Origin of the sequence: Photobacterium sp. GB-36, from assembly GCF_003026135.1 — a bacterium.
GTDB lineage: Bacteria > Pseudomonadota > Gammaproteobacteria > Enterobacterales > Vibrionaceae > Photobacterium.
Genome location: NZ_PYNY01000016.1, coordinates 78,802 through 96,060, shown reverse-complemented (window position 1 = coordinate 96,060; position 17,259 = coordinate 78,802). Strand labels below are relative to the sequence as shown.

Here is a 17,259-nt window from a genome sequence, read left to right as displayed (position 1 = left end):
GCCATAGAGAAGATTAAATACCAGCAGAGATCACATGTTATAAAATATTCATTTCAACTTAAGACTTACACTCTAATTTATAAGAACAAATCAACACAGTCAAACTTTTACAAATTAAATACCAAATTAGAATAGAATATACTCAAAAAACTTATCAATGAAATAATAATGTTTGTTAAACTTAAACTTTAATTTATCTCTATTTCATTAAAATAAGATTTAAATCACAATAATAGTTTCATTTTTTGCCAATAAAAAAAGCGCTAATCATAGCGCTTTTTTTAATTTCTGTTCTTCGCAATAAGGATTATAAACTATCCTTGCTATAATCAATATTCTTAGTGCATTTTCTTTCTTTAAGAATGATATAAAATGCACCCACAATGAATGCTATAACTAAAGCAGTGTCCATGATTCACCTGTGATAAAAATAATTTTCAACATTGGCTAAAAATTAACTCTTATTTCGTGTTTAATTAAACAAAGATAATTTTTAGAGCGAAGAAATAATACAAGATTCCTATATCTATTTCACCACAGTGGTTATCATTTTGTAAAATTCAATATAAATGATTCGAAAAAGTATAATTACAAAATGTTAGTTAGGATAAGCCCTGATTCGCAGTCAATTATCCTAACATTAAACCTAAGTTCTATTTAGACTATGTTACAGCCAACGTTCTTGACCGGTAAAACTAACAGAAAGCCATGTTTCACCAAGATCGGCCTCCAACTTATCCCATATGATTTGACGAATATTATCTTGTTGTTTTGTCGTCCATCTTTTTTCATCTTTTACCAAGATGTTAATTTCTAAATCATACTGACGACCGATTTTAGCAAAATGATGAGTATAATCATCGAAGTCATACTTTTCAGAAAGCTCTGCAATAACTTGATCGACGTGCTCTTGAACACTGTCTTGTGGTGCGACAAGCAATACTTCCTTTAGATTTCGTCTTAATACCTTTATCGGTAATACTGATGCTGCGATAGATAATGTTGTAACAAGAATGGGATCGACATAGGCATTCCACTTAGAATAACCCATTGCATCAAATATAATAACTAAGATAAAACCAACCAATATTGCAGCACTTAAGATCGCGTCAACTAACCATTCTTGCGAGTCAACTCGGACTAATTCGGAATCAACACTGCGTGCGATAGAGGTTTCAAAAAAGTAAATCGAAAAACAACTGACGGTTGAAAGAACAGCATAGACAATCGCGTCTCCCAAAATAATGTCGTGACCACCTTGCATTATTGTTTGTATGCCCGTCACAAAGGCAAATAAACATGTTACTAAAATTAATAGACCATTTACCACGTTGATAAGAGGTTCAAAATGGGCATAACCAAATTGAAACTGTTCATCATCCGGTTTTGAAACTAAGTACGCCGTATAAAGACTAAGTCCTGTCATCCCCATACTTAAAAAAGAGAACATACCGTCTAATAAAATAGCATTAGAACCAACATACAGACCGTAACCAATACCTAGCGTAGCAACAAAAATTGTTCCTACTAATGATATCTTCAGCGCCATTCTCTCTTTACTAATTTTACGGCTTGAAGCCATAATATCCCCCTAGAATTAATGATAAAATAACGTAACTACCCGCTACGACAATAAAACTTCAATTTAAAATATCTCTATATTTAACAATATAGTGTCAAATACAATATCATTAAAAGTGCTTTTAGGGGAATTTTTGATATTTTTCAGTATTAAACAGGCGTAAAACAGATAGCCTATGCCATGCAGGTTTAGAAGTATAAACACAAAAAAGTACAATAAGTTATTAACTTATAAGAATATAATTTCACTGTATATATTAGGTTAAACAGAACTTCGTGTGTGACACATATTGATTATTGCTCTTCACGAACAAGCTCTAAACGTTCAACATCACTATAAAATGACACCATTTTTACTCGGCTCAAATCAAATTCAAAGCTACTTTTATCACACATATTTTGCTTATCTGCATCAAGTTTTATTCTGTTTCTTTGTTGTCTATTAAATGATGCTATGTACTGCTCTTTTATAAATTCACAACGTGCTAGCTTTTCACATGCTTCGTAACTTTGCTGGTTGAGTATTTCCCAGTGCTCGTTAAATTGTGACAAGGCAATATGGAGTTGCTTGTAATTTTGATCACTAATAAAACCTTTAAGCTCTGTAATTTTTTGATATTGGGTATCTAGAAATGAGCTAAAGAAATGAGAACCTCGTTGGGACGGGTGGTTAGCGCAATGTTTATCAACAAACTTCATTCCTTCTTTATCTGAAGAGTTAGCCACTTCAATCGTTGAGCAAGCCGTTATTACTAGTGATGTGAATATTATTGAGGTTAGCTTCATGACATGTCCGTTTTTAAACTACATGTCTAAATTATTACTCAAAAGTTTGAATTATGTTTTCCCTGTAAGCATTATCTTAAAAATAAAACGGTAACACACCTTACTTTGATACAAAAAAAGCAGTGAGTGATTCACTGCTTACATTTTGATGAAAAACGACATTACTGCGACTTAAATATCTCGGCCGTTTCTAGCTGTGTCATACGGCGAATTTGACGCCATACAAAATAGAATATACCCATCATCATCAACATAGATGGAATTGCTATCATCGGGTAACTTAACAATGTTAAACGTCCCAACTCTTCATTAAATGCTTCAGTTCCTGATTTGCTGGTTACAATCACTGTCGCCAGAATATAGTTCATCACAGATGAAAAAAGAAACGTGCTAGCAAACATGTAATTAGACTGCGTTAGACAGCGATCAAATAAATGCTCGTTGTTCTTTTCTTTTAAACGCTCATTTATGAGCCCTAAATTAAGCACGCTGTCATTTAATACTAATTTGCGTACAACTGGAAACTTGGTAAATGTTGAGCCAAAAACAACAATTCCGATAAGTCCAGGGATCAAGGCTTCTTTAATCGCTAACCACTTAGTATCAAGTTCAAGTAAACCTATACCGCCTGTTAGAAGAACGCTGACAATACCTAGCAAAGCTATAAAGTTATATTTCTTATAACGAATAAGCTCATAACCGCCAAAAATAACAGGGAATGCCAATGCTGCTAGTAATCCGCCTACCGCACCGAGTTGATCACCGCCACTAAACTTCATCAGAATCACTGACGGTATAATAACGTTAAAAACAATTTCACTTAACGGGTTTGATTTTCTCTCAGCCATAATCTGACAATACTTCCTTTGTTTACAATTATTTTACGTTAGTCACTTTGCATTGTTCCGTTTCTAAACAACACTGTAAAGAGCAATATGGTTACAAACCATTACTTTTTCAATAGACATAAGGAATCGCGCAATGCTTGATATTCACCATTCAATATTGGTTGTGGTTGACATACAAGGCAACCTCGCGCAACTAATGCACCAAAAGGACCACTTTTTTCGACAAGCTGAAATTATGGTAAAAGGCGCCGAACTCTTTGACTTACCAACATTATGGCTTGAACAGTTACCCGATAAACTTGGCGCAACGATTCCTCAAATAGCACAACCTCTTACTCAGCAAGGATTAACGCCCATTTCTAAAGAAAGCTTTAGTGCCGTTCAAAATATTAGTTTTGTAGAGCAACTACAATTAAAACAACGTAAGTCGATCATCATTATTGGCATTGAAGCACATATTTGTGTTTATCAAACCGTTATTGATCTGATTTCTGAAGGCTACCAAGTCACTGTAGTAAGTGATGCGATAAGTTCACGGACAGAAGAAAACAAACAGATTGCAGTGAATAAAATGCAACGTGCAGGTGCACAAATCAGTTCAACCGAAATGGTATTGTTCGAATTACAGCGAATCGCCAATGGCGATAGATTCAAGGCCTTGCTAAATTTAATTAAATGAACGTTGTTAAAGTAAGCAGCGCTCACCTCTTTAGTTGAAAGGGTAATAAAAGGCATCGTATTATAGAATAACGCTTTGCCTTTAAAAGGTTGATAATTGTAAGGCTGTTATTGAAACAGTTACTAGATTGATAGAGCCATAAGAAAACTCGCTGCAGACATAATAACACTACTGCTAGCAAGCATCACTGTAACGGGTTTACTCTTTGTAATAATCGGCATTAACCATAAGCTTAATGCTAAAACCATCAAACCAATACTTGAAATTCGAACGACAAAGCCAGTTAAGTTGCCGAGTTCAGCCTGATGTACCAATAAGCTCATACCCTGCATATTCGATAGTATCGTCACAACACCAAGTACTAAACCACATACAGGTAAAAAGGTATTAAGTTTTGTTAACTTATGCTCAGATTTTACTAACATACAATGTGCGACTAAGCTTCCACCTATAAGAACATTGGCGATAAATTGAATGGCTAGCGAGTAACTAATACCATGATTAATCACCCCTTCAATAAAGTACAGTCCACTCCAAACCACGATCAAGAATAAAAAAGACTTACGCCATTTATCACTGCCAATTAAATGTTTTTCGCATAACCAATAAGCCATGGTAAAAATCAAAATTGTTAAGCAGAAAAAGGTATCAAGACCAAAACTTGATTGACTATGGATTTGCGATAGCATTAACATGCCTTCTCGCAATAACATTGCAGTAATTAACAACAACCAGATCAGGGGAAAGTTTTTAAGTACCCTATCAGATTGTCCAAAACATAGTTTCCCCGATAGCATAATCACGCCAATGACAATAAACGCGCCAATAGAAAATTGAGATAACACCTGAGACAATAAAAATGGCCAGTCAATCCACAGCATGACAACTCCTATACAGTATGGATAGTAACGAACGCTTAAATAAGCGCTTTAACAGTACTAATAATGAGAAGGCGCTATTTTGCCCAAATGCCCACTTGAGTGCAAAAAGAAAAAGGATAACTTCTCGCGTCATGCCTTTTTGTTTATCAGTAAAAAGCGTTGTTTATTAATCAAGCGGTCGTATTCTTAACATCAATAACATCAATAACATCAATAACATCAATAACATCAATAACGTCAACATAGTGGCAATAACTGGCATGGCTAAATAAGTTAAACTAAAACCATGTTATAAGCTCTGTGGAGCAACGACATCTGTAATATCCGAGCAGCCACTTAGTGACAAAAGACAGCAGAAAAAACAGCCCCAAAAAAAGCAGCGGCGAGTTACCGCCCAAAACTAAACATTGACACCCAATACCACAATCTTAGGTGGTAATATATGCTTTCTTCTAATGTTCCTAGTGCAATAACCAATTACTAAACTTCCTTAGGGAATGTCATATAATCATCTCCTCCTACAGATAGCGCATACTGATATACCTGGAATAAAGTGATGATATATATATCAATTACTATACAATTACGGTACAAATAAGAATAACCCACTTATTGTCTAATTAAAAAAATCATTCCCCACCATGCTTTCAGTGAATATTTAAAGGCCAATTATGGGTACTTTTGCTGTTTATTTAATGAAAGGATTTGACGAATCATTAACTAAACAGGTATCTTAATTCACATAGAAAAATAAGATTATTTTAATGCTTTCAATCGATGTGTCGTTGCCGTTTAAGTTCAATTGACGAGACATTGTATAAAGATGATGTATTTACTGTGACACTTGTTGTTAGCAGTACCAATTTACAAGTGAGATACCCATGATCGCAATTATCAACGTTAATGTATTTGATGGACAAACGACTCTTAACAATCAAGCAATTTTTGTCAAAGATGATGTTATTCAACGTATCATTCCAATGGCTGATGTAAACCAATCAGAACTTCCTGATACAGTGGTTGACGGTAAAGGCTTCTTAGCATCTGCTGGCTTTATTGACCTCCAGATTAATGGCTGTGGTGGCGTACTTCTTAATACTGCAATCAGTAGTGAAACACTTGAGATCATGAACGAGACCAACTTAAAAAGTGGTACAACTCAGTTCTTACCGACATTTATCACAAGTGACGCTACTTCATTAGTTGAAGTGCTTGAAATGGTTGAAGCCACAGAGCAACCAGAACAACAAGGTATTTTAGGTCTTCACATTGAAGGTCCTTTTATCAGCGTAGAGAAAAAAGGTGCACACCGTGAAGAATTCATTCGTGAACTTGACGAAAAAACAGCGCAATACCTAGCTGATAACGCAGATAAAATCTGTGTATTAACCGTTGCTCCTGAAAATACATCGCAAAAAGTGATCGATATTGTTCGTGAATCAGGTATTACCGTTTCTCTTGGTCACACTAACGCCACTTACGATCAAGTCAATGAGAAATCTGGTCTAGAGATGGCAACTCATCTATATAACGCAATGACACCACTTGGTTCTCGTGAGCCCGGCGTTGTTGGCTACATTTTCGATAAAAAGCCACATGCAGGTATTATCGTAGATGGTATTCACGCTTCATACCCTTCTGTTCGAATTGCACATGATATCATGGGTGAACAACTATTCATGGTAACAGATGCTGTTGCACCTGCAGGTACAGACATGACTGAGTTCAATATGGCAGGTCTTAAAGCTTACGTTAAAGATGGTAAGTGTTTCTACGCGGATGGCACCATTGCTGGCGCTGCAGTTACAATGATTCAAGGCTTAAACAACTTGATTAATCACGTTGGCCTATCTCGTGAAGAAGCATTACGTATGGCTACATTATACCCTGCAAAAGCGATTAAGATCGAAAACGAGTACGGTATGTTAAAAGAAGGCTACAAAGCGAACATCACGTTGCTTTCTGACGACAACCAAGTTAAGCACGTCTTCCAAATGGGTAAACACGTTTTCTAAGTTAGCCACGTAAAATAGTTAACTTTGTATCTGATTAAAATCCAACGGTGATCTTACTGTTGGATTTTTTTATTGCTTCTATCTAGCGATAGCCTGTAGCTATTGATTAAAGACTATTTATAAGCAGGTTAAAAATAAAAAGGCCAAGTCAATCTCTGACTTGGCCTTAAAATTTGATTAATTATTGCCCTATCTAAACTTTATAGTTAATTAGTAGAGAGTTGAGATAAGAGTCTTGGCGTTTTATTGTTACTTTCATCTCTTTCTTCTTGCTGTGTATTGATAACAACACGCTTACCAGCCATAGACATTTGAAACTCTCTTAATTTGAAGTAGCCATATGTAACAACAATAGAGAAGAATAAGTAAGATAACGAGAATACAAACGGTGAATTAATCACTTCAGCTTTTAATCCCCACATAACGCCTACAATCGTTACGGAAAGTTTAGCCATCATTCCCATTAACAGTAATAATAATGCTAATTGCGGGTAGCGAGTTGAACGAAATGCTAACCAATATGCTGTTCCTACAGAAATGGCTGCAATACCAAAGCCGGCAGCAAATGAATGAAAATGGTCACCAGATAAAACACCACCGATCGATGACAGTAAAAAAATCAATGCTAGTTTCATATTTGCCTCTCCAATTGTGAAGCGAAAAATCAATAATATTGCTACTAGGTATATTTTCTCATTTTGAACGCATTATGTATATATGAATTGAAAGATTTCATTTTTGAAAGAATTATGTATTAATTGTTAAATAACAAGCAATAAGCACTTAACACTTTGAAAATAAAGGCGACTATATTAATATAACTGCCAATTGTTAATCTATTGATAAATAAGTAACATTCTTGTTTTAACGCTACATTTAGAAGATTTACCAGTAAACCCGAAGAAAGGTAGATGAAAACACTATCACAATAAGACTAAAATCACAGATTATGAGTTAATTTATCCAAAGTTTTAAAATTAGAGGTTATTTTTTAGCGATATAAATAAATGGTTAATTTTAACCCTTTTTTCTACTGTTTTTGTTGTCTATTTAATCTACGTCACATTGAAGCAACGAGCTGTATGATCATCATAGCTAAAGTCATACTGCTACATCCTCAAATAACAATCATAGAATTAAGAGTTAGCTCACTGTTTAACATTAAACCTTCTTTTTTACTTTCTATTTCATTCAATAAATCTTTTTATCTGTCGATAGAGCTTAATTACTCTATAAGGCCAATCACTCTAACTAAGGACGGTTAAACATGGCAACAATTCTTGACAGTGTTAATCAACGAACCCAATTAGTAGGAGAAAACAGACTAGAGCTACTCATCTTCAGGCTTAACAGCCAGCAACTATTTGCTATCAATGTGTTCAAAGTCCGTGAAGTCGTTAAAGTACCCCACCTTAATTCTCTTCCAGGATCTCATATAAATGTTAAAGGGGTGGCATCTATTCGTGGCGTATCTATCCCTGTTATCGATCTTCGAACCTCAATAGGTATGAAAGAAACCGATATTAATGAACTGAGTAACCTAATAGTGACTGAATATAATGGTTCGGTGCAGGCATTTTTAGTCGGACAAGTAATGAATATCGTTAACATGACATGGAAAGATATTCAGCCACCACCCGATCAAGTAGGCAAGAATAATTTCCTTACAGCTATTTGTGAAATACATCGTGATAACCAAAAACAACTTGTCGGTATAATTGATGTTGAAAAGGTGCTCGCGAATATTATTAATTACAATATTAAAATTTCTGATGAATTATTGAGCAGAGATATCAGTCAGCATCTACAAGGACATAAAATTCTTATTGTTGATGACTCCCCTACTGCACGTAATCAAATTAAGTCAACACTCGCTCAAATTGGCATCGAAGTATTTGAAGCAAACAATGGCCAGCAAGCCTATAACCTATTAGATCAATGGTGTAATGAAGGTAAAACGGTAACCGATGAAATATTGATGATGTTTACTGATGCAGAAATGCCTGAAATGGATGGCTATCGACTTACTCATAAAATTCGTCATGATCCTCGCATGTCAAACTTATACATTACTCTTAATACATCATTGAGTGGAAGTTTCAATGAAGCAATGACAGTGAAAGTAGGATGCAATAAATTTATTTCTAAGTTCCAACCAGATCTGATTGTTGAAGTTGTACATAACCGAATGATGGAAAAACTAGCAGAGCAAAACCCGTAATTATTTAGGCTCTCTATCAAACTTTTTAACACATTATCTTGTGTTATAACTCTTTGATAGAGAGCTAAGCATAATTTGTAACAGCTATTAAAAATACACTTAACGCAATAACTATTGCAGCTATAATTAATAACACTTCGAATATGTGCTCTGGCATATCATTCCTATATTACAATATAATATGAGTAAATATCTTTTATTAGATAATTTGATGTTTTCTACTCTTAATTTACACATACAGTATAGAGTTCTAAACTAAATCGAAGCTGAACATAACAGCTGTCTTTTCATTTCATCATAGACTCATGTTTTTAAAGTAATTTGTAGAAGAACGTGACCGAAAACGAGAATTTTAATACTCATTATTACAACTACCATTCTTTTATTATCTTACGATCTCATTTTCATTAAGATAAATTTGCTCTTTATATAAAATAGCGTAATGATTAAATAAAAATACAATCAATGGGAGCAAAGAACGCATCATATGAAAAAAGTATTCACTATAGCTTTATTATTTTTTTCATATTTTCCAGCCTTAACTGCAAAAGCAGACGAAGATATACCTCGCGTAATAAAATTATCTCCTGAAAAAATCACACAGCATAATGTAGATCTTCCTCTTAACCAATTTAGAGCACTTGAAATCTTGGCTGATAAGAATGTCAGCAGCCATCAAGTGCCTCGTCCTTATACAATGCCAGACACCACCGACCATACTAAATTATTTGGTTCAGATCTTAATGATAATGGTATTCGAGATGACTATGAGCGTATGCTATTAAAAAGTTACCAACGTTCAGAGTATGTAGCTATGGGAATATTAGCAGCAGAGCGCTGGGATAAACTCCTACGATTATTACACTCACAAGAGCAAATCAAAACTCGTTTTCAAGCCTTAGAGTTATTCAATGATAATATCGCAATTAACCAATGCTATTATTCTTTACAAAAAGTAGATAAAAAGCTGATTTCACCTGTACTTAGCTATTTTAATAATGACCAATTATTAGAAGCTAAATATCAAGCAGAACTATTACTGCTTGATATTATTGGCAATGATCAAGCAAATTTCACTTTTCATCAGCAACCATGTGAACGCTTTGCTGATTTCGCTAAAAGTGCAATAAAAGTCAAACTTGCCGCTTTATAACAACTAGTCAAAGAATTTATCGTCACTTCATTTATTACTATCAGTCATGCTTTTGTTACAAATAACCCAAGATATTAAAAGTAAGATTTATGGTAGTATCTTTCTCATTACTTATATAATGCACCAAATGTTTTTGGCTATCATAGAGATACATAATCTAATGACTAAACTTTTCACCTTTCTAAAAGGCATGGCTATGGGGGCTGCAGATGTTGTCCCTGGGGTTTCTGGTGGTACTATCGCCTTTATCACTGGTATTTACGACACCTTACTTGAGAGCATCCGTCGTATTAACCCATCGCTTATTGGCATCATTCGAAAAGAAGGGCTTAAAGGCGCATTTGAACATATCAACGGTACATTTTTGATCTGTTTATTCGCCGGTATTCTAACCAGTATTTTTACCTTCGCTAAACTCATTACTTGGATGCTAGAAACACATCCAATTCCATTATGGTCATTTTTCTTTGGTTTGATCATTATCTCTGTTATTCATATGTTCAAACAAGTGGAAAAATGGTCGATTAATCGATTCATTGCCATTGTTATCGGTGCAGTATTTGCTTATGGAATTACCGTCCTTCACCCTGTCGCAATGGAGCCAACACCTATCAATGTACTTATTGCAGGTGCTATTGCAATTTGTGCCATGATTTTACCTGGAATATCTGGAAGCTTTATATTACTCCTGCTAGGTATGTATGCACCGATCCTTGCGGCAGCTAAATCTATTGATGTTGTTACGCTTGGTCTTTTCGCAATAGGTTGTGCTGCAGGGCTATTAACGTTTTCTCACTTCTTATCATGGATTCTTCGTAGCTACCGTGATATTGCACTAACGTTCTTAACTGGTTTAATGATCGGTACATTAAATAAGATCTGGCCTTGGAAAGAAGTGGTGAGTTGGCGTGTAAATTCACATGGTGAACAAGTACCATTACTTGAACATAACTTATCACCGTTTAACTTCGAGCAAGTCACTGGACAACCCGCACTGATCGGATACGCTATTTGTGCAATGGTTTTAGGTATTCTGGTTGTTTGGGGATTAGAAAAATTTGCAGCAACTGAGCAAAAATAATTTACCTATAACGCTCATTGAAGAAGGCAGCCATCTGGCTGCTTTTTTTATCATTTCTATATTTTAGAGCAAGGATAAATATACCTCACAAAAGTATTAAACATACCTACACTTATAAGATAGCTAAAAGCATAATCACAGTTGTACGATTAAACTTGTTTAAGGATAAACAAATGAAATACCAATGGGTTATTCTAGCCATCGCATTAATCGCAGGACTAACAACAAGCTATATACTTGATAGCCGCGACCCATCACTCGCTATAGAGCCTCATTACCCTCTAAATTTTCTAGAATCAGGCAACGAGGCCGTTGACCTCTATAATCCCGAAGATCAAAGAATACGTTTAGTTTATTTTGGCTACACACAATGTCCAGATGTATGTCCAACATCATTAGCAGTTATGTCTGCAGCCTTAAAACAAATTCCTGAAGAGCAACGCCAAAACATCTGGCCAATATTTATAACATTAGATCCAGAGCGAGATACTGCAGTAAAAACGGCTAACTATGCAAAACATTTCCATTCATCTATTTCAGGTATGGCAGGAACGCAAGAACAAACGAAGGAACTCGCTGAGAAATACGGTGTACTTTACATACGGACAGATTTAAAAGATTCAGCGCTTGAATATACGATTGATCACAATTCCTATTTTTACTTCTTATTACCTAACGGTGAACTTATTGATAAAGTGCCACACCTTCTTAGCCCTGCACCACTTATTTCCGTAATTCCTAACATCATTAAAAGTGTACCCAATGCATCATAATCATGAACGACACAACAATATATACAACTAAGTTAACATTGAGCGATATTTAGATACGAAATTGATAATCAAAATCATGTGAACTTACTCTCATTTTCTATTTGCATTTTCGTTCATTAATTCGCCTGTTATATTTCTTTTTTTGTTAATATATTTTTTTTACATAAACCTGACGTTTTAATTTATTTGAAGTCATAAATATAGCGCCAGCCCTTATTACAAGCGGCATTACGCATAGTTAGTCACTAAAACGGTATGAAAATTTAATGTCATAATTGTTTATTTTTTAACCAAAAATTCAGTGTTTACGTGAATTTTTTGATCTAACCGAAAAAAATTAATGAGCAATTTTAAGAAGTTATGCCATAATGAATTTGCCAACTCAATCTTTCACACTCAGTTGTAGTGGCACAATCAATATGGAGATTTATAAAAAATGAAACGTACTGTAACTATCTTAGCTGGTCTTCTACTATCTGCATCTTTAGTAGGTTGTTCAAGCACTGAAGCAGACAAAATGCAAACTCTTACTAACAAAGTAGACACTTTAGCTGAGCAAGTAAGTGCACTACAAGGTCAACAAGACCAAATCGTTAGCGCTGTAAACGACTCTCGTGCAGCATCAGACGCGGCTTACCAAGAAGCTATGCGTGCTAACAAGCGTATCGACAACATTGCTGGTTCTTACACTAAGTAATTTGTCTTAGCTTAAGTACTTTAAGGAGATGGCTTTTTATAAGCCATCTCTTTTTTTGTCATAAGAAAGACCAATAAATACATTCATGGTATCAATCATTCCTCTGTTTAATACTTAACATTAATTGCCTCTATCAAGTATTCAGCTCCCTATTCTAAGCAGCAAAACTTCCCTTTAATCCGTTTTAATTTGTAACTTAACCTAAGTAGAAGAAACGATCTTACGGTTGATAAGTTAAATTTAAACTCTCTTAATTCGTATACTTATATACTCTCACCTAATAACAATGAGGGTTCAAAGCTTCTGTCACATATTACATCATCTATTAATACAATTATTCATATGCTTCACCAAATCCACCACCATCGTTATTACACACAATATTTAGATAAAAAAAACGAGAGCATATGCTCTCGTTTGATATCATTTCAAATATAATTAATTCAAAACAACAGGAATACCACTTTGGTTATCTAATGCCTTAGTAAGTACCTGATAAGCATCATTATCGTAATTCAAGTCATCAATCAATTTCGCAGGTGCCGTTACAACTTTCTTTTCACCCATTTGTGATTCATCTTTCGATAATGGCGCATGTACTTCAACAACGATCTGTCCGTTAGGTTCAACTGAATACTTTACAGGTTGATTAATAATGCGCACTTGTGTGCCTAACGCAACGTGTGGAAATAACCACTCAACATCCCATGGGTTCATACGAATACAGCCACCACTAACACGCATACCAATACCAAAATCTTTATTAGTGCCGTGAATTAGATATTCTCCATGACCATAAGCTAAACGCATTTTATAGTCGCCTAACGGATTATCAGGCCCTGCCGGTACAACTGCGGGAAGAATATCACCTCTTGCGGCATGTTCTTTACGAATAGAAGCAGGCGGTGTCCATGTTGGATTCTTCACTTTTTCATTGATACTTGTTGTCATACTTGGGGTTTCACGTCCAACTCGACCGATACCAATAGGGAAGATATAAACTTTTGATGCATCGTCTTTTGGAAAGTAATACAAACGAAGTTCCGCAAGATTGACTACAATCCCCTTGTGAGCAACATCTGGTAATACAACCTTGGTTGGTACCTCAAGTAAACGTCCAGGAGCAGGAAGAAAAGGATCAATACCTTTATTCGCAGCCATCATACCTAAAAAACCAACATTATACTTATTGGCGATATCAGCAAGACTATCCCCTTTTTGTACTTCGTAATAGTTAGGTGTACCAACGATATTACTACCATCGGTTGGTAATTGATATTCAATTGCATTTACAGCAGAAGATACCAAACAAGTAAGTGAAAGAAGCAATGCGCGGTACAAAACGATGTCTCCGTTAAAAAATTCCTGAGTCTATTTGCAACAAACCCAAACATTTTGTTGCATAGTCAGTATTACTCTCTAATACAAACTATAAACAAATCTCTACAATCCATAGTACTTTATATAAGCAATTTCTACTAGCGAGGGTTATGTTTTAGATTAAGCAGATCATTTTAATCAATCAGTTACATAACTTAACTATGCGAATAATAGTAAAATTAATTATATCTATACTACTATACCGTTTATACAAAAAAAGAGCTGTTAAGTTACGGTAAACTTAACAACTCTTTAATTACTGTTTCAATACTATGGGGTTTAGCAAGCTACGTCGTATATTGTTGCATCAAACCTTTCCATGCACGCCGTTGTTGTTCTAGTCGGGCTTGCATAGATTTATACTGCTGCATAAACTCAAAATCATCATAGCTATTGGCAATTTTTTGCTTCTCAAGATCCAGTAAACGCTTTTTGGCTTGATAATAATCTGAAATCTTAGCAATCAAAGCTTCATACTCTTGCTGAAGCTGAGTCAGCCTTGCAACATTGTTCGGCATCTTGCTCAATTGTTGTTGGATTCGTTTAAATTGCATTTTTGCTTTGGTTTTTTCAATTCGGTCAGCAGGCGTAACTTTTAAATTTCTTGTCCAACCTATCCATGAACAGGCCTTAATCAACCATTTAGTTGGGTCAAACTGCCACCAGCAAATACCATTTCGATAGTCATTTTCAAAAATATGGTGATAGTTATGATAACCTTCACCAAAAGTTAAAAAAGCCAATAATCCGTTATCACGTGCGGTATTTCTATCAGTATAAGGCTGAGACCCCCAAATATGCGCCAATGAATTGATGAAAAAAGTCGTATGATGGCTGAGTACTAATCGGAGAAAGCCAACAAGCAATAGTGCCCCCCAAATATCACCATGAATAAACCCGAAAGCTAATGGAATACCAAAATTGGTACCCATCGCCAGCCATAAATAATATTTATGCTGCCACATTACTATTTTATCTTTTTGTAAATCACGGCAATTGTCGTAGTCATGGTATCGGCTCCCTTGGTAATCACGTAACATCCAGCCAATATGGCTATAAAAGAAACCTTTTTTCGCTGAATAAGGATCTTTATCATTGTTATCAACATGGCGGTGATGAATACGATGATCTGAAGACCAATGCAAGATACTATTTTGCAAAGCAAATGCACCGCCAATTGCAAAAATGAAACGGAGCATTGCATTAGCTTGATAAGTTTTATGTGACCATAAACGGTGATATCCCGCCGTAATAGACATACCACAAAAGCTAAATGCTACAACTAACATTAATATTTGTGTCCAATCGAAACCATATTGGTACGCATAAAGCGGAACACCAATTATCGCAACAAGTAACGTCACACTAAACACGGCGACATTTAACCAAAGTACAGGGGGTTTTTGCTGTTGAGTTGTCATCCTATAATCACTCTACATTCAGCGTACACATGTAAGCCAAGAATATATGCGCTATTTACGACTATCAATAGATACGCAGTATTTTCATACGACCTACTTGACTAATGTGATACCTGCCACATCATAACGCGCTGAAATCTGCTTATAGTGTTTATGCTCACGTAGGTAAAAGCTTATTGGCATTGCATCGCGTAGCCCTTGCTTGGATAAATAAGCATATTCTTCACGAGTCATTACCACATACTTCAATTGCTCATTTAATAAATTACGCAAACCTTCAATCGTCAAAATATCATCTCTTACCATGGCTTTCATATAACCAATTAATACAGATAACGGCACTAACATATCTCTTATAAGCAATTTACGATCCATGATCTTCGCAGCATTTGTTGTTCGAATACCTACATCAAAAATTGCTTGCCAATCAGGCTTATCTTGTTTGGTGACGGCACCATGGGTAAAACAGTAATACGCTTCTATAAATGCTTTAAGGTGATGATACCGCTCCGCATGCACTTCAATATAGATATGCTGTAGTTCAAGATCAGCGTCATATGAATGTCTTGCCACCTTCATTCCTCCAAAATAAAAATTCATTATATAGCATCTACTACTCAGACTTCTTACGTACTGTTTATTGAAATTTCAAATAATTTGTATCGTATGAAATTTTTACAGCTTTTATCAGGTCTACTAATTTAAGCCAATTTTCGTAGGGAACGTTATGCTAATTAAGAGAACAAACAAATGGGATTTAAGTGAAAATGATGTCACGCCAGAGTCCATTTATCATCAACGCCGCGATATTTTAAAAAAGTTAGGTATTGCAGCAGCAAGTCTTCCGTTAGCTTCTAATGCAACGGCGGGGATTTTTGATGTGTTCTCAAATGACGTTCAGAAAACGATCGATAACCGTCGTCCACTTTCTACAATAAAATCACCGTTATCTGATCCAAAGCTTTCACTCACACCGGAAAATAAGATCACTCAATATAATAACTTTTATGAGTTTGGTACGGATAAATCATCACCTGCTATTCGGGCTGAAAATTTTGTTACTGATCCATGGCAAGTAAAGATTGACGGCCTTGTTAATAAACCCTTAACGCTTAACTATGATGACTTATTTTCTTTGTTTCCATTAGAAGAGCGCATTTACAGGCTACGTTGTGTTGAAGCATGGTCTATGAATGTTCCGTGGATTGGTTTTAGCTTAAGCGATATTATTAAACGTGCCGATCCTACTAGTCGCGCGAAATATGTCGCGTTTCAGACCCTCTATGATCCAAAGCAAATGCCAGGACAAGCATCTCGCTCATTAGGTGGCGGCATTGATTATCCGTATGTGGAAGGATTACGCCTTGATGAAGCGCTACACCCTCTTACACTCTTGTCTGTTGGGTTATATGGTAAAACTCTCCCGCCACAGAATGGCGCTCCACTTCGTTTAGTCGTACCTTGGAAATATGGCTTCAAAAGCATTAAATCGATTGTACGTATTACGTTAACGGACAAACAGCCACCAACAACATGGAACATCTTAGCATCTGATGAATATGGCTTTTATGCCAATGTAAACCCAACAGTCGATCATCCTCGTTGGAGTCAAGCAAGTGAACGTTTTATAGGAGAAGGGAATATATTCAGTAGTCGACGTCAGCCTACCACCATGTTTAACGGTTATGCGGATGCTGTTGCGAGCTTGTATAAAGGCATGGATCTAAAAAGGAACTACTAATA

The 17,259-nt window shown here is 35.6% G+C and carries 16 protein-coding genes; 8 read left to right on the top strand and 8 right to left on the bottom strand.

Features of this window, described 5'->3' with window-relative positions; translation table 11 throughout:
• Positions 1-667: 667 nt before the first annotated feature.
• The 3 genes from C9J46_RS14545 to C9J46_RS14535 form a co-directional block, all read right to left on the bottom strand.
• Complete coding sequence (locus C9J46_RS14545) at positions 668-1,582, bottom strand: cation diffusion facilitator family transporter (RefSeq protein ID WP_107207199.1); 915 nt, start codon at positions 1,580-1,582, stop codon at positions 668-670.
• A gap of 293 nt (positions 1,583-1,875) precedes the next feature.
• The gene (locus C9J46_RS14540; protein ID WP_107207200.1) at positions 1,876-2,367 is read right to left on the bottom strand and encodes a hypothetical protein; all 492 of its coding nucleotides are present in this window, start codon (positions 2,365-2,367) and stop codon (positions 1,876-1,878) included.
• A gap of 161 nt (positions 2,368-2,528) precedes the next feature.
• Positions 2,529-3,215 carry a VC0807 family protein gene (locus C9J46_RS14535; RefSeq protein WP_107207201.1) on the bottom strand — a complete coding sequence of 229 codons (687 nt, stop codon included), beginning with the start codon at positions 3,213-3,215 and terminating at the stop codon, positions 2,529-2,531.
• A gap of 133 nt (positions 3,216-3,348) precedes the next feature.
• Here C9J46_RS14535 and C9J46_RS14530 point away from each other — a divergent pair, with 133 nt between their 5' ends.
• Positions 3,349-3,894 (top strand): isochorismatase family protein, encoded by a 546-nt coding sequence (locus C9J46_RS14530; protein ID WP_107291110.1) that lies wholly within the window; start codon positions 3,349-3,351, stop codon positions 3,892-3,894.
• 122 nt (positions 3,895-4,016) lie between these two features.
• Here the strand turns inward: C9J46_RS14530 and C9J46_RS14525 are convergent, their stop codons facing one another.
• Positions 4,017-4,775 carry a hypothetical protein gene (locus C9J46_RS14525; protein WP_107291109.1) on the bottom strand — a complete coding sequence of 253 codons (759 nt, stop codon included), beginning with the start codon at positions 4,773-4,775 and terminating at the stop codon, positions 4,017-4,019.
• 881 nt (positions 4,776-5,656) lie between these two features.
• On the opposite strand from C9J46_RS14525, the gene nagA reads away from it, so the two are divergent.
• Entirely contained in the window at positions 5,657-6,790 is a 1,134-nt protein-coding gene (gene nagA / locus C9J46_RS14520) for an N-acetylglucosamine-6-phosphate deacetylase (protein WP_107291108.1), read from the top strand.
• Between the two features lie 206 nt (positions 6,791-6,996).
• Here the strand turns inward: nagA and C9J46_RS14515 are convergent, their stop codons facing one another.
• The gene (locus C9J46_RS14515) at positions 6,997-7,425 is read right to left on the bottom strand and encodes an NADH:ubiquinone oxidoreductase (protein ID WP_107291107.1); all 429 of its coding nucleotides are present in this window, start codon (positions 7,423-7,425) and stop codon (positions 6,997-6,999) included.
• A gap of 632 nt (positions 7,426-8,057) precedes the next feature.
• Here C9J46_RS14515 and C9J46_RS14510 point away from each other — a divergent pair.
• The 5 genes from C9J46_RS14510 to C9J46_RS14490 all read left to right on the top strand — a co-directional run bounded on the left by C9J46_RS14510 (position 8,058) and on the right by C9J46_RS14490 (position 12,715).
• Positions 8,058-9,011 (top strand): chemotaxis protein CheV, encoded by a 954-nt coding sequence (locus C9J46_RS14510; protein ID WP_107291106.1) that lies wholly within the window; start codon positions 8,058-8,060, stop codon positions 9,009-9,011.
• Between the two features lie 487 nt (positions 9,012-9,498).
• Complete coding sequence (locus C9J46_RS14505) at positions 9,499-10,164, top strand: hypothetical protein (protein WP_107287574.1); 666 nt, start codon at positions 9,499-9,501, stop codon at positions 10,162-10,164.
• A 160-nt stretch (positions 10,165-10,324) separates the two neighbouring features.
• A complete protein-coding gene (locus C9J46_RS14500; RefSeq protein ID WP_107291105.1) occupies positions 10,325-11,245 on the top strand; it encodes a DUF368 domain-containing protein in 921 nt (306 codons plus the stop codon).
• A 173-nt stretch (positions 11,246-11,418) separates the two neighbouring features.
• On the top strand, positions 11,419-12,018 hold the full coding sequence (locus C9J46_RS14495) for an SCO family protein (protein ID WP_107247189.1): 600 nt from the start codon (positions 11,419-11,421) through the stop codon (positions 12,016-12,018).
• Positions 12,019-12,454: 436 nt separating this feature from the next.
• The gene (locus C9J46_RS14490) at positions 12,455-12,715 is read left to right on the top strand and encodes an Lpp/OprI family alanine-zipper lipoprotein (RefSeq protein WP_107207210.1); all 261 of its coding nucleotides are present in this window, start codon (positions 12,455-12,457) and stop codon (positions 12,713-12,715) included.
• A 438-nt stretch (positions 12,716-13,153) separates the two neighbouring features.
• Here the strand turns inward: C9J46_RS14490 and C9J46_RS14485 are convergent, their stop codons facing one another.
• The 3 genes from C9J46_RS14485 to C9J46_RS14475 all read right to left on the bottom strand — a co-directional run bounded on the left by C9J46_RS14485 (position 13,154) and on the right by C9J46_RS14475 (position 16,095).
• A complete protein-coding gene (locus tag C9J46_RS14485; RefSeq protein ID WP_107247188.1) occupies positions 13,154-14,056 on the bottom strand; it encodes a L,D-transpeptidase family protein in 903 nt (300 codons plus the stop codon).
• Positions 14,057-14,382: 326 nt separating this feature from the next.
• Positions 14,383-15,516, bottom strand: a complete 1,134-nt coding sequence (locus tag C9J46_RS14480) for a fatty acid desaturase (RefSeq protein ID WP_107247187.1) — start codon at positions 15,514-15,516, stop codon at positions 14,383-14,385.
• Positions 15,517-15,609: 93 nt separating this feature from the next.
• Positions 15,610-16,095: a hypothetical protein gene (locus C9J46_RS14475; RefSeq protein ID WP_107262095.1), complete on the bottom strand. Its 486-nt coding sequence runs from the start codon at positions 16,093-16,095 to the stop codon at positions 15,610-15,612.
• Positions 16,096-16,243: 148 nt separating this feature from the next.
• Between C9J46_RS14475 and msrP the strand changes: the two genes are divergently transcribed.
• Entirely contained in the window at positions 16,244-17,257 is a 1,014-nt protein-coding gene (gene msrP / locus C9J46_RS14470) for a protein-methionine-sulfoxide reductase catalytic subunit MsrP (protein WP_107291104.1), read from the top strand.
• Positions 17,258-17,259: the final 2 nt, after the last annotated feature.